The 18,493-nt window shown below is 58.7% G+C and carries 19 protein-coding genes; 9 read left to right on the top strand and 10 right to left on the bottom strand.

The genetic code is table 11. From position 1 onward, the window contains the following. Nucleotides 1-7 precede the first annotated feature (7 nt). From ABD903_RS11745 to ABD903_RS11735, 3 genes are all read right to left on the bottom strand, one after another. Nucleotides 8-268, bottom strand: coding sequence for a hypothetical protein (locus ABD903_RS11745; protein WP_345224420.1), 261 nt, complete (start codon nucleotides 266-268; stop codon nucleotides 8-10). A gap of 66 nt (nucleotides 269-334) precedes the next feature. Beyond that, nucleotides 335-1,393 carry an LLM class flavin-dependent oxidoreductase gene (locus ABD903_RS11740; protein ID WP_345224419.1) on the bottom strand — a complete coding sequence of 353 codons (1,059 nt, stop codon included), beginning with the start codon at nucleotides 1,391-1,393 and terminating at the stop codon, nucleotides 335-337. A 164-nt stretch (nucleotides 1,394-1,557) separates the two neighbouring features. Beyond that, nucleotides 1,558-3,153 (bottom strand): MDR family MFS transporter, encoded by a 1,596-nt coding sequence (locus ABD903_RS11735; RefSeq protein WP_345224417.1) that lies wholly within the window; start codon nucleotides 3,151-3,153, stop codon nucleotides 1,558-1,560. Nucleotides 3,154-3,295: 142 nt separating this feature from the next. On the opposite strand from ABD903_RS11735, the gene ABD903_RS11730 reads away from it, so the two are divergent. Further along, nucleotides 3,296-4,069 (top strand): sulfite exporter TauE/SafE family protein, encoded by a 774-nt coding sequence (locus ABD903_RS11730; RefSeq protein WP_345224415.1) that lies wholly within the window; start codon nucleotides 3,296-3,298, stop codon nucleotides 4,067-4,069. A 125-nt stretch (nucleotides 4,070-4,194) separates the two neighbouring features. Here ABD903_RS11730 and ABD903_RS11725 read toward each other — a convergent pair whose 3' ends face one another. Further along, nucleotides 4,195-4,692 carry a hypothetical protein gene (locus ABD903_RS11725; RefSeq protein ID WP_345224413.1) on the bottom strand — a complete coding sequence of 166 codons (498 nt, stop codon included), beginning with the start codon at nucleotides 4,690-4,692 and terminating at the stop codon, nucleotides 4,195-4,197. A 399-nt stretch (nucleotides 4,693-5,091) separates the two neighbouring features. Next, on the bottom strand, nucleotides 5,092-5,595 hold the full coding sequence (locus ABD903_RS11720) for a hypothetical protein (protein ID WP_345224412.1): 504 nt from the start codon (nucleotides 5,593-5,595) through the stop codon (nucleotides 5,092-5,094). A 211-nt stretch (nucleotides 5,596-5,806) separates the two neighbouring features. On the opposite strand from ABD903_RS11720, the gene ABD903_RS11715 reads away from it, so the two are divergent. The 8 genes from ABD903_RS11715 to ABD903_RS11680 all read left to right on the top strand — a co-directional run bounded on the left by ABD903_RS11715 (nucleotide 5,807) and on the right by ABD903_RS11680 (nucleotide 12,397). Next, nucleotides 5,807-6,850 carry an SDR family NAD(P)-dependent oxidoreductase gene (locus tag ABD903_RS11715; RefSeq protein ID WP_345224410.1) on the top strand — a complete coding sequence of 348 codons (1,044 nt, stop codon included), beginning with the start codon at nucleotides 5,807-5,809 and terminating at the stop codon, nucleotides 6,848-6,850. Nucleotides 6,851-7,256: 406 nt separating this feature from the next. After that, entirely contained in the window at nucleotides 7,257-8,006 is a 750-nt protein-coding gene (phhA, locus tag ABD903_RS11710) for a phenylalanine 4-monooxygenase (protein ID WP_345224409.1), read from the top strand. A 47-nt stretch (nucleotides 8,007-8,053) separates the two neighbouring features. Beyond that, entirely contained in the window at nucleotides 8,054-8,821 is a 768-nt protein-coding gene (locus ABD903_RS11705; protein WP_345224407.1) for a prolipoprotein diacylglyceryl transferase, read from the top strand. Between the two features lie 68 nt (nucleotides 8,822-8,889). Beyond that, on the top strand, nucleotides 8,890-9,441 hold the full coding sequence (locus tag ABD903_RS11700; RefSeq protein ID WP_345224405.1) for a hypothetical protein: 552 nt from the start codon (nucleotides 8,890-8,892) through the stop codon (nucleotides 9,439-9,441). Between the two features lie 143 nt (nucleotides 9,442-9,584). Continuing rightward, on the top strand, nucleotides 9,585-10,322 hold the full coding sequence (locus tag ABD903_RS11695; RefSeq protein ID WP_345224404.1) for a hypothetical protein: 738 nt from the start codon (nucleotides 9,585-9,587) through the stop codon (nucleotides 10,320-10,322). 71 nt (nucleotides 10,323-10,393) lie between these two features. Further along, nucleotides 10,394-11,794 (top strand): radical SAM protein, encoded by a 1,401-nt coding sequence (locus ABD903_RS11690; protein WP_345224402.1) that lies wholly within the window; start codon nucleotides 10,394-10,396, stop codon nucleotides 11,792-11,794. A 47-nt stretch (nucleotides 11,795-11,841) separates the two neighbouring features. Next, complete coding sequence (locus tag ABD903_RS11685; RefSeq protein WP_345224400.1) at nucleotides 11,842-12,114, top strand: hypothetical protein; 273 nt, start codon at nucleotides 11,842-11,844, stop codon at nucleotides 12,112-12,114. Nucleotides 12,115-12,124: 10 nt separating this feature from the next. Beyond that, entirely contained in the window at nucleotides 12,125-12,397 is a 273-nt protein-coding gene (locus ABD903_RS11680) for a hypothetical protein (RefSeq protein WP_345224398.1), read from the top strand. A gap of 102 nt (nucleotides 12,398-12,499) precedes the next feature. Here ABD903_RS11680 and ABD903_RS11675 read toward each other — a convergent pair whose 3' ends face one another. The 5 genes from ABD903_RS11675 to ABD903_RS11655 all read right to left on the bottom strand — a co-directional run bounded on the left by ABD903_RS11675 (nucleotide 12,500) and on the right by ABD903_RS11655 (nucleotide 18,388). Further along, nucleotides 12,500-13,000 (bottom strand): hypothetical protein, encoded by a 501-nt coding sequence (locus ABD903_RS11675; protein WP_345224397.1) that lies wholly within the window; start codon nucleotides 12,998-13,000, stop codon nucleotides 12,500-12,502. Between the two features lie 295 nt (nucleotides 13,001-13,295). After that, nucleotides 13,296-14,120, bottom strand: a complete 825-nt coding sequence (gene mutM / locus ABD903_RS11670; RefSeq protein ID WP_345224396.1) for a DNA-formamidopyrimidine glycosylase — start codon at nucleotides 14,118-14,120, stop codon at nucleotides 13,296-13,298. Nucleotides 14,121-14,275: 155 nt separating this feature from the next. Then, a complete protein-coding gene (locus tag ABD903_RS11665) occupies nucleotides 14,276-15,172 on the bottom strand; it encodes a PhzF family phenazine biosynthesis protein (RefSeq protein WP_345224394.1) in 897 nt (298 codons plus the stop codon). A gap of 146 nt (nucleotides 15,173-15,318) precedes the next feature. Then, nucleotides 15,319-16,215, bottom strand: coding sequence for a M48 family metalloprotease (locus ABD903_RS11660; RefSeq protein ID WP_345224392.1), 897 nt, complete (start codon nucleotides 16,213-16,215; stop codon nucleotides 15,319-15,321). Between the two features lie 379 nt (nucleotides 16,216-16,594). After that, nucleotides 16,595-18,388, bottom strand: a complete 1,794-nt coding sequence (locus ABD903_RS11655) for an ABC transporter ATP-binding protein (protein WP_345224390.1) — start codon at nucleotides 18,386-18,388, stop codon at nucleotides 16,595-16,597. Nucleotides 18,389-18,493 lie beyond the last annotated feature (105 nt).

Genomic DNA, 18,493 nt, shown 5'->3' with positions numbered 1-18,493 from the left:
CAGGGAGTTAAGCGGCCGACCGCGTGAGGCGGTACGCTAAGCTACCCAACGCCACCAGCACCAGGCCCATCGACAGCCAGCCCACCCAGCGCGGCCGCTCGGTAGCCGCCGGGTAAAGAGCCAGCAGCAGAAACGAGCCCAGCAACGCCGCCGAGCCCACGATTTTCGACGCGTTGCCTTCGATCAAATCCGATACAACCACCAGTAGGGAACCAAGGGCGGCAATCCAGTACAACAAACCGGCGCTGGTGAAACGGGGGCGGTGCATAGGCAGAAAAAGAAAGCTGCAATAACGCCACGGAAACGAGCGGTTACGGTAGGCCTACGGATTTTTTCAGGCCATTGCCGTGCTAGCCGTTGGTTGTCCTGCGGTGGAAAGGGCAAAAACTTCGGCTAACAGCTCGAAGGAGCGCAGTCGGTCAGCAAAATCGGCCGTGATGGTGGTAGCCACTACCTCGTCGACCCCGTAGCTGGCAGCCAGCTTTTCCAGTTGCTTCCGTACCTGCTCGGGCGTACCAGCCACGTAGCGCAGGCGGTTGTGCTGCAGCTGGGTTAGCTCGTCGGTGGTGTAATTGTAGCGCCGGGCTTCGTCGTAGGTCGGGAAGCCGCCGCGCTCGGCCCGTCCGATGCGCAGGAGCTGCAAGTCGAGCGAAGTTTGCAGCTGCCGGGCCTTTTCTTCAGTATCGGCGCAAAGCACGAACAGGGCTACGTTAGCCGCCGGGGCCGCCAGCAAGTCTAAGGGCTGAAACCGCTCGCGGTAGAGCTGCATCATGCGCGGACCGCCCACCGGGTTAATGAATTGCGCAAAGGAGAAGCCCATGCCCAGGTGGGCCGCAAACAAGCCGCTCTGGCCGCTGGAGCTCAGCAGCCACAGCTCGGGCGTGGTATCGGTTTGGGGATAGGCCTTCACTTTGGTGTGCACCGTGTCGGGCACTTCTTCGTCGCGCAGAAAAGCGCGCAGATCCATGAGCTGCGCGGCAAAATCTTCGTCTCTGAAGGTATTGGCAGGATTCAGCACGTGGGCCGTGAGGCGGTCGGTACCGGGGGCGCGACCCAGGCCCAGATCGATGCGCCCAGGGAACAGGGCTTCCAGCAGCCGAAAGTTCTCGGCCACTTTCAGGGCGGAGTAGTGGGGTAGCATCACACCGCCCGAGCCCACCCGAATGCGCTGGGTGTGGCCGGCCAGGTGGGCCACCAGCACTTCGGGCGAGGAGCCGGCCAGAAAACCGGTATTGTGGTGTTCCGACACCCAAAAGCGAGTGTAGCCCAGGCGGTCGGTGAGTTGGGCCAGGGCCAGGGTTTCCTGCAGCGCCTGGTGGGCCGTAGCACCCTGCCGAATGGGCGACTGATCGAGTACGCTCAGGCGCAGGGGTTGCGAAGGGGAGGAGTTCATGGTAAGCAACGTGTAAGGCCTCACAACCCCAAAACTGGCCCGGATGTTACCGTGCAGCTTGGTTTAGCGCCGCCAGGCGAGGCGGCATAACCGGCTGAATGTGGCTTCAGCGGATTCGCTGCGGGTATTTTCAGAAACGTGGCCGAGTTAAACGCCGGGCGCGTTCAGTCCATTACCACTGCCGGGGCGCCCGCGTTGGTTTTTCGCAACGGCAATTCCGGGACCAGCAGCGTAGCCAGCAAGCCCAGCGCCACTACACCCATTACGAGCAAGTAAATGCGCGAAATAGCCTCCGAAAAGGCTTGCCGGATATGGGCCGGTTGGCGGGTACCCTCGGGCGTAGCGCCGGTAGGCAGCGCCGGTCCTTCGCTCACCACGGCTCGTTGGGCCGCGGGCGGCGACGAAGGCGAAGTAGCCGCGGTGGCTGGCACTGCTTTGGCCAAGCTCAGGGTCAGCAAGGTGCCCAGGGCGGCCGCGGCCATAGCGCCGCCAATCTGCCGAAAAAACTGGCTGGCCGACGTGGCTTGCCCCATCAGCTTGGGCTCGATGGCGTTTTGGATGGCCAGCGTGTAGAGCGGCATGCTGGGGCCGGCGCCCACGCCGCACACGAACAGATACACCAGCACCTGCGTGTAAGTCGTGGCTTCTGAAAGGGTACTCATCAGGCCCAGGCCAACCAGCAGCAGCACGTTTCCCGCCAGCATCCAGCGGCGGTAATGCCCGAAGCGCGACACCATTTGTCCCGCCAGCATGGAGCCCGATACCACGCCCAGCGACAACGGAATCAAGCTCATGCCCGCCCGCGTAGCCGATTCGCCCAGCACGTTTACCATGAACAGCGGCTCGAAAATGATGAGGCTCAGGAAGCCGCCGCCCAGCAGAAACATGGCTGCGTTGGCCGAACGAAATACCTTGTTTTCAAACAGACTCAGCGCCAGAATCGGGTTGTCGGACCGCAGGGAGCGGAGCACGAACAGCGCCAGCAGAACGGCCGCGGCCGCCAGTAGCCCCAGCGTTACGGGCGACAACCACGGGTACGCTACTTTGTTGAGCTGCAAGGCCACCACTAGCGGACCTAAACCGGCCATCAGCAGAGCGGCGGCCAGGCAATCGAGGCGGCGTGGTACACCTTGGGGGCGCAGCGCGGGCATGTGGGTGAGAATGAACCACAGAGCCAGCGCGCCGAATGGAATGTTCACGTAAAACACCATGCGCCAGCCTTCCACGCCGGGAATCAGGTTGTCGCCGTGGTCGGTGAGCAAGCCGCCCAAAAACGGCCCAAGCACCGATGATACCCCGAATACTGCGCCCACGTAGCCTTGGTAACGTCCGCGCTCGGCCGGCGGAAACAAATCGGCAATAACGATGAAGGCCATGGCGAACAAGCCCGCGCCGCCTAGTCCCTGAATGGCCCGAAAGATGATGAGCTGGGGCATGCCGTCGCCGAGCAGGGGCAGCGGGCCAAACTCACCGGCCAGTCCGCACAGTATCGAGCCGAGCAGGAAGATACTTACCGCCGTAATTTCAATGGTGCGGCGCGAGTACGTATCGGCCAGCTTGCCGTAAATGGGCACTAGCGCGGTACTGGCTACCAGGTAGGCCGTGGCCACCCAGGTAAAGCGGTCCAGGCCCTGTAAATCGGCAACAATGCGCGGCAGGGCCGTGGAAACGATGGTTTGATCGAGGGCACCGAGAAACATGGCCAGCAGTACCCCGGCCAGGGTGAGCATTTTGTCGCGGTGCGTAAGGGGATGCGTCATCAGTGGAAAGGCAACAGGGCCCGGAGCGCAAGTACGTGTAAAACCCTTGGGCGTTGAATTGGTGGGCGACTAGCTAGAGCTGACGCACAGATTCGGGTTTTACTTTAACACGGACGTAGCCGGCCTGTTATCTTCGCCGCCCATGTCTTTTCTCGATTCTACGCTGGCGTTTCTGTGCGCCTTTGCTTTCCTGGCCGGTTTTGTGGATTCCATTGTGGGCGGCGGCGGGCTCATTCAGCTGCCGGCCATGCTGCTGCTGCTGAAAGGCGTGCCGGTGCCCACCGTGCTGGGCACCGGCAAAGTATCGTCGCTGGCGGGTACTACGGCCGCGTTTCGGCGGTACGCCGGGCAGGTACCCATTCGGTGGCCGGCCGTAGGCTCGGCGGCCGTGGCGGCGGGTATCTTTTCGTTTCTAGGTGCGCGGGTAGTCAGCCTGTTGCCTTCGGAATTGCTGCGGCCGCTGGTACTGGGGCTGCTAGTGGTTATTGCCATTTACACGTTCTGGCGCAAGGACTTCGGCTCCATTCATGCCCCTCGGCTATCGGAAAGCCGCGAGCCGCTTTACGGCGTGCTAGTGGGCGTGGGCCTGGGCTTCTACGACGGTTTTTTCGGGCCCGGCACCGGCAGTTTCTTGCTGTTCGCCTTTGTGGGCCTGTTCGGCTACGATTTCCTGAGTGCCTCCGCCTCGGCCAAGCTGGTTAACATTGCTACCAACCTCACCAGCGTGCTTTTCTTCGCCTATACCGGCCAAATCCTTTGGCACATAGCCCTGCCCATGGCTGCCTGCAACATGCTCGGTTCCACGCTGGGGGCCCGCATGGCCGTGAAACGCGGCGTGGGCTTCGTGCGGGTGCTGTTTTTGGTGGTGGTGTGCGCCATTATCGTAAAGCTGGCGCTGGATACATTTAACAAGTAGACAGCTGGTTCCAAAACGAAAAGGGCCGCGGATACCCGCGGGCGCCTCAGCCAAGCGACTGCGCAGTGAAAGGGCCCGTTTCCTAAACGAAAACAGGCCCTTTCGCATTCACAGCGGGTTTTGAGTTATTGGAGCTTAAAAGGTAAATTAAACTCGCCTTCCGAAGCCGTTTTGGTGACGGGCCCGCGCATAGTGCTGCACAGGTTGCCGGAGAAACGGCCGCTTACGGTTCGCTTCGCCTCGTCGTAAGACACAATCTCAATGCTGCGGTTCACCGGGTCGCAATCACGTGAGCCGTGCTGGGGCCCACCCGTAGGCGTTTCATCCAAAGCAATGACACTGGTCGATTGCGTGCTGAGGTTCACCTTTTCCGCCCGCTTGTTGAACTCGTCCAGTTGCATGAGCACGCGTGGACCGTTGATGCCTTGGCTGGTACGCAGAATGACAAGCAGGTCGCTGGTCTGGTTGGTGACAATAACTTCGGACTTGCTCAGGTCAATGGGAAAGGCCACCCCGTTAATCTTTACCGCCGCCGAGTTGTCGGGGATTTTGGGAGAGGAATTCTCTTTATCTCCGCACCCGGCAAAGGCAACTGCGGAAATAAGCAATACAAATTTGTTCATAACACGACGTCATTAAAAAGGTGGGTAAATCTAAACATTTATGCTACCAACATATCGCCTGCTTAACCACGCAGTGCCGATGGCCAACCCCAGAATTATCCGCTCGCCTGAAACAAGCGGCGCATTTAATATACTGTTGCTTTTTCCCATTGCCCACGCCTGGCGCGGGCTGCGGACAAGTGGGCGAAGCCCTACGGTTGGTCTACTGAATGGACTACCAATGGCACAGCCTGCCATTCACGTTTTCGCTCCTAGTAACAGGGCGGTACATAGTAACAGGCTATAAACTACATAAAAAAGTAACGAACTAGTTCAGTGGGTGTTAGCCCGAACGAGTGCGTATCTGGTGATGGAAAACAGCTAGCGACCCGCTCTCCTTACCCCTGGCGACACATCGGCTTATTCCTGACCGCGCAACCCCGGCACGGCATTGCCCTGAACGCCTTGCACGTTCGGAATACCCATTTTCTTCTCGCGCTGCTGCTGGTAGCGGGCGAACTGCGCTGGCGTAAGGGCATCCTTCAGGGCGCTCAGGCGGGCCTGTCCAATATCGTCTACCGTCAGGTTGAGCTTGCGCAGATCCGAGCGGTACTGCACACGGGCGGTTTCTACCTGCCGAATGCTCCGTTCGTTGATTTCCTGAACCTTTACTTCCTGCTGCGGCGAGAGGCTCAGGCCCTGCTTGAGGTTGAGCGTCAGTTCGCGGGCTTTGGCCGTAATCTGTTCGTCGGTGAGCTTGGGGGCGGGGGCACGTTGGGCCGCGGCGGGAGCAGGCGCGGCGGTTTTGGTTTTCACCGAAGTGCCGTCGGTTTCCGATTTGGTCTTGGTTTTAACGGTAGCGGTTTGGGCCCACGCGGCGGGGGCGCCTACGAGGAGCAAACCGGCAAGCAGCGTGCGTTTCATGCGAAAGAGAGTAGGAGTGAGGCGGCGCTACCGGGCCCGGAAGTATCGGAAGCAGCGCCGTATTTGGGGACACGAAAATATAATGCCAGACTGACCCGCGCAGCCACTAACGCAACCGGCGGCTAATTTATTCCCGCCGTACGCAGGTTTGCGGCGGACCCTGCTGTCTGCGCGTGTAACCTTTCCGGCCTCAGCTCCATAAAGTATAAGTATGAAGCAGAACCGTACTTCCTGGCTGGCCGCGGCCGGCCTTGGCGCCGCCTTGGCGGCCACACTCTGGTCGAACCGCCGTGGCTCCTATAGCCTGGCCAGTCGCGTGGTGCTTATTACTGGCGGCTCGCGCGGCCTGGGTTTAGTGCTGGCCCGTTACGCCGTGGCCGAAGGTGCCCGCGTAGCCATTTGCGCCCGCGACCCCGAGGAACTGGAACGCGCCCGGCTGGAGCTTGCTGCCAACGGCGCCGAAGTACTGGCCTTTACCCGCGACCTGACCGACGAGGTTGAGGTACGAACCCTAGTGGCCGAGGTAAAGCAGGCCCTAGGCCCCGTAGATGTGCTGGTAAACAACGCCGGCATTATTACCGGCGGCCCGCTGGAGCATATGGAGCAGCGCGACTATGAGGAGTCGATGAAAACCCACTTCTGGGCGCCCCTGCACGCCATGCGCGCCGTGCTGCCCGATATGATCAGCCGCCGCTCGGGCCGCATCGTGAACATTGCCTCGCTCGGTGGCAAAGTAGCCGTGCCGCACATGGCGCCTTACTGCGCCAGCAAATTCGCGCTGGTGGGCCTCTCCGAAGGGTTTCGGGCCGAAATGCTGCGCTACGGGGTACCCATTACCACCATTTGCCCCGGCCTGATGCGTACCGGCTCGGCCCGGCAGGCCATCGTAAAAGGCCAGCACCAAAAGGAGTTCAGCTGGTTTATGATTGCCGATTCGCTGCCCGGCCTCACCATGAGTGCCGAGTACGCCGCCCGCCAGATTTGGAACGCCTGCCGCCGCGGCGACGCCGAGCTAATCCTCGGCCTGCCCGCCAAGCTGCTGTCGTTGGCCCACGGCCTGGCTCCGGGCACCACCGTTAACGCCCTCAGCTGGCTGAACCGCGCCCTGCCCGACCACGGCGGTGACTATGGCAACGTGCGCCAGCGCGGCTACCAGAGCGAATCCGACGTTACTCGCTCCTGGCTTACGGCCTTAACCCGCAAAGCTGAAAAGCAAAACAACGAGCTCGGCAACCATCCGGCGTATCCCGCTTAAATGGCTAATGCCTCTTCTGCTTCCCACGTTACCATCCATTTAATTCACGTTTGCCTCCAGGCATGATTAACGGCAGGCAGGTCAAGCCGTCAACTGGTTGCCCAGTCTCCCGCTGAAGGAAGAACCGAAATCAAATTCGACGGAAAGTGGCAAAATTTTTATGACCTATTCAACCAAAGAGTGATTTTTCAGTAAAAACCCCCATCTTTGCCCCATGACCCGCTTCAACCTGTCGTCTTATTATTATTACATGACCTGCCCGCCTTCTGGCTTCGGCAACGGTCGTGTATGGACGACGGTACCCGCGCAAACCACCTAGCGCCGGCTCACCAAACGCCTCTACTCGCCCCTCTCCGATAGCCGGAGAGGGGCTTTTTCTTTTTACCCCACTTCAAAAACCTGTGCCATGAGTGCCCTCCAGCAACACTACGATCAGTACACCGCCGAAGACTTCCAGGTGTGGAAACTCCTGTTCGAACGCCAGCTCCAGGCCCTGCCGGGGCGGGCGGCACCGGAGTTTATGGAAGGCCTGGCCCGCATCGGCTTCACGGCCGACCGCATTCCGGACTTCCGCGAAACCAACCAGGTGCTGCGCCGCCTCACCGGTTGGGAGCTGGTGGCGGTGCCGGGCATCGTTGACGATGCGCTGTTTTTTGGTCTGTTGGCCGCCAAAAAGTTTCCCGCCACCACCTGGCTGCGCAAGCTCTCCGAGCTGGATTACCTCGAAGAGCCCGACATGTTTCACGACGTGTTTGGCCACGTGCCGCTGCTCACCAATCCGCAATTTTGCAGCTTCCTGCACCAGCTGGGCCATATTGGTACCCTGCACGCCTCCGATGCCAACGCCGTGGAGCTATTGGCACGCCTGTACTGGTTTACGGTGGAGTTTGGTCTGATGCACGACCCGGGCAGCGGCGAGGCACGCATTTACGGCGCGGGCATTTTGTCCTCGGCCGGCGAAACCCGCTTTAGCCTGAGTGCGGAGCCCACCCGGCAGCCGTTCGACATCAACAAAGTGCTCGACACAGCCTTCCGCAAAGACGTGTTCCAGACCACCTACTTCGTGCTCGACTCCTTTGAGCAGCTAGCGCCCACCTTGCCGCAGGTGCAGCGCCGGCTGCGCGAAGTGGCTTGCCTCGCCGAGCCGGCCGCGTAACTTGCCAGCGCCGGGTGCACCCGCGTCCGGCGCTACTGGTTTTCCGCGTGACGTTTCCCGTTGAGTTAAAGCTCGGCCCGCTTATGCTGCCGGCGCACCTGCTGTTCGAAGTGCTGGCGTACTCGCTTGGCTACCGGCTGTACACGCACCTGCGCCAGCGCACCCCCGACCGCATCAGCACCGACCACCGCCTCTGGATTTTCATTGGAGCGGCGGCCGGTGCTTTGCTTGGGTCGCGGGTGTTGGGTCTGCTCGAGCACCCCCAAGAGCTGCTGCAGCCGCCCGGCGGCTGGCTGTATTACTTAACCAATAAAACCATCGTGGGCGGCCTGCTCGGCGGCTTAATAGGCGTGGAGATGACCAAAAAACGCCTCGGCGTAACCGCCTCCTCTGGTGACCTGATGGTTTACCCGCTGCTGCTGGGCATGGTACTAGGCCGCATCGGCTGCTTCCTCTCCGGCCTCGAAGACGGCACCTACGGCACGGCCTCCACGCTGCCCTGGGCCCTTGACCTCGGCGACGGCGTGCTGCGCCACCCCACCAACCTCTACGAAATCCTGTTCCTGCTAATGCTGGCCGCGTTTCTGTACCTGCTGGAGCGCCGCCAGTCCCTGCCCGACGGTTGGCGGTTCCGGCTGTTTCTAGCTGCCTACCTACTGTTCCGGTTGCTGGTGGAATTCATCAAGCCCGCACCGGCCTTGCCGGGTTTGTGGCTTACGAGTATTCAGTGGGCGTGCGTGGCGGGGCTGGGGTATTACGCGTGGCTGTGGGGGCGGGAAGCAGCGCCAAGCCGGTCGGCTGGGTTGGGCCGCTGAAATTCCAATGTGCGGTATAGGCGCAAAACCCGCATCTTTCAGTTCTGAACTCTTATCGTTTCCAAACCATGCATCTGCAAGTAGTAGCCTTCGCGCGGTTACGCGCCCGTTTCCTTTTGCTGATGCTACTGGCCAGCTTGGCGCCCATCCTCGGTTACGGCCAAGCCAAGCCGCTGCCCGATGCTGCCCGTCGCGCTAACCTCGACACGCAGTTGACGGCCATGGAGCAAGCTTTTCTGAAAGCAGACTTCGAAACGTTTGCCGATTTTATCCACCCCGATGTGCTGCGGGTGGCAGGTGGCGCCGACGTGCTGGCCAAGAAACTGCGCAAGGACATGGAGGAAATGAGCAGCCAGGGCGTCCAGGTCAAGATCAGCCACGGCGTGCCGTCGCGCATTGTCTCCGTCGACCGAGAGTTGCAATGCACCGTGCCGCAAACCTCCGATTTTCAGATGGGCGCCAACACCAAAACTGTGCAATCAACGCTGCTGGCGGTGTCCACCGACGGGGGTAAAACCTGGGCCTTTCTTGATACAGCCGGCAAAGACTGGGAAAACGTGCGCCGCTTGGTACCTAATCTGAGTCGGGAAATCGTACTGCCAGCCCCGCCTCAGAAATAGCAATGTGCTACGCACAGCCATTCAACGAATAGCGCCTGCCTGTGGGAAATAAACTGAACAGCGAGTCACTTTAGGTGGGTGGGGCATCTTCCCATACCTCATCGACAGAGTGAGTAGATTAACGAATAAACGGAAATAGCCCGATGAAAAGATTGTTGTTCGTTTTATGCTTATTGGTAAGTTCTACTGTATCTGCTCAAAAAATAATAAACGTTGAGATTGAGAAAGATAGAAAGGAGAATTTTTGGCGCTCCTACGTTCTGGATCTTGAAAAGAAGATTCAGCTGAGAGATGTTGCCGTTAGTCCGGCGCCGTTCTGCCTGCGACTCTGGTTGAGCGGACAGGTGGTAGATATATGGCAGGAGAAAGACGGCTTAAGAGGCAGCCTTGTTAACTGGGTAAAGGAAGTAGTGCCGTATGGAGAAGACGAAACCAACCGCTATTTCATTATCAAAGAAGAACTGGATGCCAGTATCTGTGAGAAAATTCACCAGGCTTACGTCGAACGTCAGCTTGAAACGCTCCCCAGTGAAGAGCGAATTGCGGGCTGGAAGGGCGGGTTTGACGGAGTAATCTATATTCTGGAAACTTCCCGGGCGAACAAGTATTATTTGAAGTCATACTGGACTCCAAAAGCTCAGGGTAGCTTGGAGGAGGCCGCAGTTGTCCAGAGTTTTGTAAATGATGTGGCGCAGGTGCTTGCTTTGCCTGCAAGGCGGCACTATTTCAGCAACAGCATTCCGTTTGCATCGTGGTCTAATGACGGGTCTTTTGTTACGTCCAGGATTAATACTTCGGCGGAATACTTCAGGCTGAAGCAAGAACGAAACCGGTTCCGCAGGTCTGTCAAGCGGCAAATGCTGAACCAACAACAGCCTTGAATAAGGTTGACGGACTGTAAAACCGCACTGTAGTCAAGCTTGGAACTCATCGTAAGTTTATCCACTCCACCATGCCTGAGCGCCCTTATACTTACTACGACTTCACCCTAAGCCTCTGCCCGCAGTGCCTGCGGCGCGTTGAGGCTAAAATCGTATTCGAAGACAACGCGGTGTACATGCTCAAGCGCTGCCCCGAACACGGCCGGCAAAAGGTGCGCATTGCCTCCGATGTGGAGTACTACAAGAGCATCCGCAACTACGTGAAGCCGAGCGAGGTGCCGCGCCGCTTTAACACCGCCACCCACTACGGCTGCCCCTACGACTGCGGCCTCTGCGCCGACCACGAGCAGCACAGCTGCCTCACCGTCATTGAAATAACCGACCGCTGCAACCTCACGTGCCCCACCTGTTACGCCGAAAGCAGCCCCACGCACGGCCGACACCGCACCCTGGAGGAAGTGGAGGCCATGATTGATGTGCTGGTGGCCAACGAAGGCGAACCCGACGTGGTGCAGATATCCGGCGGGGAGCCCACGTTGCACCCGCAGTTCTGGGAAATCCTGGACATGTGCAAGCGCAAGCCCATCAAGCACCTGATGGTGAATACCAACGGCGTGCGCCTGGCCAAAGACGAAGCCTTTGTGGCGCGGCTGGCCACCTACATGCCTGCCTTCGAGGTGTACCTGCAGTTCGATTCGTTCCGGCAGCTGGTGCTGGAAACCATGCGCGGCCGCGACCTGCGCCAGGTGCGCACCGACGCCTTGGCTCACCTGAACAAATACAACCTAAGTACCACGCTGGTCGCCACGCTGCAAAAGGGCCTGAACGACGACGAAGTGGGCCAAATCATCGACTTTGCCCTGAAGCAGCGTTGCGTGCGCGGCGTTACGTTTCAGCCCACCCAAGCCGCCGGCCGCCTTGACCACTTCAACCCCGAAACCGACCGCTTTTCCCTGACCGACGTGCGGCAGGCTATTCTCGATCAAAGCCCGGTTTTCTCGGCCCAGGACCTGCTGCCCGTGCCCTGCAACCCAGATGCCCTTGTAATGGGCTATGCCTTAAAGCTCGACGGCGAGGTGTTTCCGCTGACCCGCTACATCGCGCCCGCCGATTTGCTCCAGAACGCCGGTAACACCATTGTGTACGAGCGCGACGCCGGCCTGCGCAGCCACTTGCTGCGCCTCTTCAGCACGGCCAACACCGTGGATACCGTTACGCCCGAGCTCAACCAGATTCTGTGCTGCCTGCCCCTGGTAAAAGCCCCGGAGCTGCGCTATGAAAACCTGTTTCGCGTTATTATTCTGCAGTTCATGGACGCTTGGAACTTCGATGTGCGCGCCGTGAAAAAATCCTGCGTGCACATCGTGAGCAAAGACCTCAAAATCATTCCCTTCGAAACCATGAATATCTTTTACCGCGACTCCGAAAAGCTGGCGCGGCTGGAAGAACTGCGGGCTGTGCCCATGCTGTAGCATCAGTTGGGGGAGCTGGAATCGTATGACGAAAAGCGTTCGGAGCCATGAACAACCGCATTCTGGGTTTTAATCTGGTGGTCTTGCTCGCGTTGGCAGCTGCCACCAGCATTTGGGGCGGTACGGCCGAAGGCGACTCGGCTTTGCTGTTGTTCTGGCTGATGGTTCCGCTGGTGCTCTTCAACGGTGCAGCCTCCGTGTGGGGGCTGCTATTTGGCTCGAAAGCTACGGCTCGCGCCTGGATACTTTCCACTTTGTTGCTTTTGCTCATCGGCCTGGGCGTGTGCGGGTATTCGCTACAACACCTGGACGTCAACTAAGTACATAGGCATGGAACCACACACCAAGCGCGTACTAGGCGGTAATTTGCTCCTGCTCTTGGTGGGCGCGGTTCTGCTGCGCCTGTTCAACAGCGGCAGCGGCGAAGCTGGCCTTGGATTTCTGATTCTGATGGCGTTATTCATCCTGATGCTGCTGCTAATAAACCTCTGTGCCGCCATTGCAACCAGTCAGCGGGGCCACCGCAAAGATTACCTGCTGGGTATGCTGCTGGTGTTGCTGGTGGGTTTCGGTACCTGTTTTGCTACGGCTTCCTCGTACTAAACCCAGACTGGAACGGTGTATTTTAACGCCAAAACGCCCGACCATTCGGCCGGGCGTTTGCGCTACAGGTGGTGTAGCGGGGAGCTAACCCCCTTAGAATGATTAGTGGCCAAACGAAGACGTGTACGACACAGCCGCGTCACCTTCGCCGTCGGTTACTTTCAGGCGTAGCCCGGTAGCGGTAAGCTCCTCTACCTGGTACACGCGCTCGGCGCCATCGAGGGTAACGGTTAGGGTCTTGCCATCGTCGCTGAGCTGGTAACTGCCGGTTTTCTGTTGTTCTACGGCCTCGTTTGCTTTGCTGGCTCCTTCATCCAGCACGTAACGGCCATCGGCAAAATACTGGGCGGTGTTGTCGCGCAGGGCCGGCTTCAAGCGGGCGAAAACGTTTACCGTCACGTCTTTTTGCGCCGAAACGTCTTTGCTGGTGGTGGTCAGGCCAGTTTGGCGCCAGGGAGCCGTAGCCAGCAATTCCTTGGGCGACTGTACCGCTGCTGCTTCCGCTTTAGCCGTTGGCTGCGTCACTTCCTCTAGTTCTTTCTCACATGCGGCCAGGCCGGCAATGGCTATTGCCAGGCTCAGGTAAACGGACAATTTCTTCATGAAGAACGGTTTGGGTTTTGGATGAAGAATAATGAGCGACATTACTCAGTAGGCGTTTTTTCAATAACAACAGCACAAAATCTCCCCACAGCGCCCGGCCCATCCGGTCTTTCAGGTTGCAGGCCTAACGAATCACCTGCTTTTTTTAGTTCATGTCTTATCGGGAAAAGACAATTATTGAAATTTTATATTCTTAAAAGTAAATAGCGGTAATCTTATGGTTACACTGAGTTGAGTAAGTTAAAAAGCCGCTTTTAGTAACTAAAAGCGGCTTTTTTCAGAAGTTTTATTGCTCTTATTCTGGTTGAGGTTGTGGCTGGCAAACTGTGCAAAAATAAGTGGCTCGTCCGCCAACGTATTTTTTTACAATTAGCGCTTTGTCGCGCGGGCAAAAGCGGTGGGCGTCGGACTGCGGATCGGGGGCCGTGTCCCACTCCCGGGCATGAATCAGAAACGTTGCCGGAAACTGCCGATAAGTGGCCTCTTGCTCGATGGCCGTGCGCAAAACCAGCTGCACGGCTGCGTGCAGGCGGGTTACTTCGTCGGCGGAAAGCGAGGCGGCACGGCGCTCCGGATGCACCGCCGCCTGAAACAGCACTTCGTCTACAATCCAGTTGCCAAGGCCGGCCGTCAGGCGCTGATCGAGCAACAGGGGCTTGATCAGCGTTTTCTTTTTCGCCAGGCCCGTAGCAAGCTCAGCGGCCGTGAGGTCGAGGGCATCGGGTCCCAGCTTTTTCTCGCTCTGAAAAGCAGTAACATTGTCTGCCAGCCGAATGCGGCCGAACTTGCGCGGGTCGATAAAAGCTACGCGCAAGCCGTCCTGCAAGTGCAGCGCTACGCGGGTGAAGCGCGGTACATCGTAGTCGTGGCGGTAGGCGCCCACGTCGCCGGTCATGCCAAAGTGCAGGGCCAACACCTTGCCGGTTGAAAGCTCCAGAAAGCAGTTTTTGCCCAAGCGCCGAGTACCGGTTACGGTGGCGCCCACTAGCTCGCGGCGGAGTATATCGGGTTCTACGGCCAGCACATGGGCGTCCAAAATCTCTACGGCAGCAATGGTTTGGTGCAGCACTACTTCGTGCAGGAAGCGGCGGTAAGTTTCTACTTCGGGTAACTCAGGCATAGTAGGTACAAAGGCGGTGCGGTAATGGGTGACGCGTAATGCAACCGGAAAACGGTCTGTTTTGTGGCTTGCCTGCAGGGAAAAACGCACCAAAATTGGTTCTGTTTATAAACCCGGCAGGTAGCCAATCGTTCCTCCCATCACCTGTCTATACCTCACACCCGGAAAGTGCCTTCCGCTACCACCACGCCCGTACCGCCAATTTGTACCGATTCGATGGCTTCGCGGGGACCGGTAATTCGAACTTCAACGGCCCCTGGTCTGCCCATCCAGTGGCCTTGCTCGGCCACAAACACGGGCTCGGGTAAATAGCCGTGGTGCCACAAATAAGCCGACATGCCCCCGGTAGCCGAGCCGGTTACCGGATCTTCGCTGGTGTCGGGCGGTACGCCGAAATGGCGGGCAAACGTGTGGCCGGCCGCCGTTGCCCCGCCCAGGCAAAATAGGTGCGGGCTGAAAAAGTCGCTTTGCTCGCGGTAAGCCTGATAACCGGCCGCATCGGCCATGCGGGCGCGGCGCAGCGCGGCGTGGTCGCGCAGGAGCAGCATGAGCTGCGGCGTGCCGGTGCTTACGGTTTGCACCGGGGCGTTGGGCAGAAGGTCATCGGGCGTGAGCCCAAAGAACGGCAGCACCACGGCCGGGTCGTGCACGGTACCGAACACGGGTTGGCGCTGCGTCATGCGTACCAGCGGTAGGTTTGCTGTAGCTATTGACGGAGGCGTAATGTCGATGCGTACGGGCCCGTGCAATAGCTCCAATTGCAGCGTTGCCTGCGCAAGGGGTAAACGGCCCGTGTGCATTAGCGCGGTGAATACCGAAATAGTAGGGTGCCCCGCCAGCGGAATTTCCTCGACCGGCGTGAAATAGCGCGCGGCCACGTCGGCGGTAGCGGAACGGCGCACGAAAGCCGTTTCCGATTGGTTGAATTCGCGCGCAATCCGTTGCATCATTTCCGGCGAGAGGTCATCGGCATCGAGCACCACGGCGCAGGGGTTACCGCCGAGCGCCTCGGTAGTAAAAGCATCGATGAGCAGAAAGGGCAAAGTCTTCATGAAGGAAATGCTGGTGTAATGCAAAAATGTGCCCCTACCAATAGCCTTCGGGTGAGGCCATCCAGAAGCAGTAGAACTAAGATGCAAGCAACAAAAAAAGCCAGCACCTGAACGGGCGCTGGCTTTTTTTGTAAGAATAAAGCTGATTACGAAGGGCTTGTCATGCGGCCAATTTGCTGTCCTTGGGTGTTATAAACCCCGCCTTCGGTGCTGATGTATAAGCGGCGCTGCTGGGCATCTACCAGCACGAAGGGGAAATCAGTACTGGTAGAGCGGGTTAGTCGGCCCACCACTTGCGTGCTGCGGTCCTGCGGGTCGTAACGCACCACGCTCAGCTGGTTGGTAACAAAGAGCAGATCGTCGGGGCTATTGCGGAACGTGAGCTTGCCCACCACGCTTACCGGTGCCGATTTGGCTACCACAGCCACTGGACGGCTCATTTGCTGAACGGGACGCTGCGCAAGGGCCACCGGCGCTGCCGACGGAGCCGAGGTACGGGCGCTGGCCACAATCTGGCCGTTGGCCTGCTGCCAGCCGCGTCCAATAGCACCCAGTCGAACCGAACGACCGGGGTGCGTAGGCGAGTTGGTTTCCTGAGCTACCACCGCCATAGCGGTTTGCGACTCGGCCAGGCTGGCGCCCATTTTGCGCAGCACAAAGCCCGAGAATTCATCAGCCTCCAGTTCATCGGAATGATTCGAGCCACCCGACCGTAAGGTGTGGCCGTTAAGGTGGTGGCCCATTTCGTGCGCCAGAATGCTGATGCCGGCCCAGTCGGTGCGGCCGGCCCGGTTCACGGCAGCCACAAACTGCGGATTGTAAAGGAGGTAACGCTTGCCCCCGTACACCACGGCCGCAGCGTTTTCCACATCGGAGGTAGCACGCAACTCAAAGCGCGGCTTAAGTCCTACTACGTCGGTGATTTCGCGCAGCACGTCGCGCTGGCCGGATGAATTTTGAGCCGAAACCGCAGTTCCGGTAATCGTAAGCCAGCCGGCAAGCAACAAACCTGCGAAGCGGCGGAAGATGCGGGTGGAGTTCATGCGAAAAAAGTCAAGTGGATACGGCGGTAGAAGGCAACTTTCCGGCCAAAAAAACGGGGTGCTGAATTCTTAGCCTCCTTGCTGCTGTAGAACGCAAACGGTGGAGCTTTCGTGCTCCGCCGCGTTAAAATGTATAGGCTAGACGGGAGTAGTAGTTAAGCTCGCGGCTCTTAGGGCAAGGTTCAGTTCAAGACTACACGAAACCGCCCTCATTTTTCGTAGCTCGCACAGTGCTGCTGCTCTTGCCAGGGAACAGCAGGCGCCCACCACATTTTATCTAATGACATTCAGGAACTGCTTGCCAAGGATTATATCCTGTAAACAATCAACAAGCTACTGATAATATGCTTGTTGCAGAAAAGGTCGACAAGGTGGGTAGCTACGCCTTCGCAAGCTGTTTAGCCGCGGGTGCCGATGATGGCCGCTCTCCAATTTGCTGGCGCCACATGGCGTAGTACAGCCCTTTTTGCTCCAGCAGCTCGTGGTGACGGCCTTGCTCGGCCACACGGCCGCGTTCGAGCACAAAAATGCGGTCGGCGTGCATAATGGTGCTCAGCCGGTGCGCAATCAGAATGGTCAGGTGCTCCCGCGTGGCCGACAGCTCGCGCACAGTGCGGCTGATTTCCTCCTCCGTTAGCGAATCGAGGGCCGAAGTGGCTTCGTCGAACACCAGTAGGGTAGGGCGGCGCAACAAAGCGCGGGCAATGCTCAGGCGTTGCTTCTCGCCACCCGATACCTTCACGCCGCCTTCGCCAATAACTGTGTCAAGGCCCTGCGGAGCACGGGCCAGCAGCGAATCGGCGGCGGCTTGGTGCAGGGCAGCCAGGCATTCAGCATCGGTGGCATTCGGCGCCACAAAGCGCAGGTTGTCGCGAATGGAGCCGGCGAATAGCTGGGTATCCTGGGTTACAAAACCGATTTGCTCGCGCAGCTCATCAAGCTCCAGTTGGGTGCTGGGCACGTCGTTGTACAGCACCTGCCCCGAAGCAGGCGGGTACAAACCCACCAGCAACTTGACGAGCGTGGTTTTGCCCGAACCGGACGGTCCCACAAACGCAATGGTTTCGCCCAGCTCGGTGCGGAACGAAATGCCGTCGAGGGCGGCGCTGCTGGCCGAGAGGTGCTGGAAGCGAACTTCTTCGAAGGCCAAGGACCGCAACGAGCCAATGGCTTGCGGTTGTTTGGGCTTCACCTCGCGCGGCGTATCCAGTATCTGCTGAAAGTTGGCCAGCGACGCTTCGGTTTCGCGGTACACGTTAATAATGTTGCCCAACTCCTGCAGCGGCCCGAAAATGGCGAACGAATAAATGAACAAGGAGAAAAACTCGCCCACCGTAATCTTCTGCTGCACTACCAAGAACAGCATCATCAGCATAATGGCGTTGCGCAGCAAATTCACGAACGTGCCTTGCACAAACGACAAGGAGCGGATGTAGCGCACCTTTTTCAGCTCCAGCTTCAGGATTTTCTCGGTGGTGGCGTTCAGGCGCTCGGTTTCCTGCTGCGCCAAACCCAGGCTCTTCACCAGTTCGATGTTACGCAGGCTTTCTGTGGTGGCGCCGGCCAAGGCCGTGGTTTCGGCCACAATGGTTTTCTGTACCACCTTAATTTTCCGGCTGAGCAAGGAACTGATGAAGCCGAGCAGCGGGATGGTGAGGAAGTATGCCGGCGCAATGGGCCAGTACACCGTGGCCGCGTACCACATAACAAACACAATGCCCACCACCGACGTGAACAGCACGTTCACGAACATCTGAATGAGCTTCTCCACGTCGGAGCGCACTTTCTGCAGCTTGCCCAGCGTCTCGCCCGAGCGTTGATCCTCGAACACCTGGTAAGGGAGGTCCAGGGAGTGGCGCAGTCCGTCGGAATACAGCTGCGCCCCCAAGCGCTGCGTGATGACGTTCACGTAGTAATCCTGGAAGTTTTTGGCAATGCGCGACACCATGGCCACGCCCATGGCCTGCAGAATAAGCAGGCCCGCCCCGCCCGTCAGGAATGGCCAGAACGAAAGCCGGTGCAAGGTACCACCGGGCTTTACCACGTACTGGTCGATGATTTTGCGAAAAATATAGGGGTCGAGGAGCGAGAAAATCTGGTTGATGGCGGCCAGAAGCAAGGCCAATACCAGCAGCCCCCAGTAATGGCGTAAGTAGCCGTAGAGCAGTTTCATAGGGCGGCAAGTAGGGGAAAAGACCCCGAACAACCACCCACTTAGAGCGTGTTTGGGAATTGGTTGGGGGCTAAAGAAAAACGAGCCAGTAAGTTGCAGGCGGAG

The organism is Hymenobacter koreensis, assembly GCF_039541855.1.
GTDB lineage: Bacteria > Bacteroidota > Bacteroidia > Cytophagales > Hymenobacteraceae > Solirubrum > Solirubrum koreensis.
Note: the sequence above shows the minus strand (reverse complement) of the source record. Positions and strands in the feature narration are given on the sequence as shown.